Origin of the sequence: Actinokineospora sp. NBRC 105648 (genome assembly GCF_030269645.1) — a bacterium.
GTDB lineage: Bacteria > Actinomycetota > Actinomycetes > Mycobacteriales > Pseudonocardiaceae > Actinokineospora.
Genome location: NZ_BSTR01000113.1, coordinates 1 through 801, shown reverse-complemented (window position 1 = coordinate 801; position 801 = coordinate 1). Strand labels below are relative to the sequence as shown.

1 pseudogene is annotated in these 801 nt (G+C 72.7%); it reads right to left on the bottom strand.

The window, feature by feature from the left end:
• A pseudogene (locus QSK30_RS36605) lies at positions 1 to 800 on the bottom strand (IS30 family transposase); the annotation flags it as partial.
• Position 801 lies beyond the last annotated feature (1 nt).

Below are 801 nucleotides of genomic sequence, written 5' to 3'. Positions count from 1 at the left end.
TGGGCAGGTACTCGCGGACGATCCGGTTGAGGTTCTCGTTGCTGCCGCGTTCCCAGGGTGAGTGCGGGTGGGCGAAGAACACCGGCAGCCCGGTGGCGGTGACATCGGAGTGCAGGGCCATCTCCGAGCCGCAGTCCCAGGTCAGGGACCGTTTGATCGAGGCAGGCAGCGGGCCGACCGCAGAGATGATCGCCTGGGTCACGGTCAGCGAGTCGCGCCCGGTCAGCGGGACCAGGACGAGGAACCGGCTGGTGCGCTCGACCAGGGTGGCCACGGCGCTCCTGCCGCCCTTGCCGACCACGATGTCCCCCTCCCAGTGGCCGGGCACCGCCCGACCCTCGGCCTCGGCGGGGCGTTCGTCGATGTAGCGGGGCTCACGGATGCGCGGCGCCGGTGCCGGACGCGGCCCGCTCCTACGGGTGCGCCCGGTCCGCAGCGCGACCAGCTCCCGGCGCAACGTCGCGACCGGCTGGGCGTAGACCCACTGGTAGATGGCCTCGTGACTCACCCGACCAGCCTGCCCTCGACCATGATCACACGCCAACCGGCCCGCGATCGAGGCCGGTGACCAGCCGATCCGCAGCAACCTGAGCACCCGGGCACGCACCGCGGGGTCCCGGTCCACCGCCAGGACCTTCGGCCGGGCCCGCCCCCGCCGCCGCCGCCCGCTCGGCCACCACCGCCCGATACCCCTCACGACCACCGTGTCGGGCCACCTCCCGCGACACGACCGAGGGACCACGCCCGATCAGGACGGCGATCTCCCTGTACTCCAACGACTCCGCCAGACCACGCGAGATC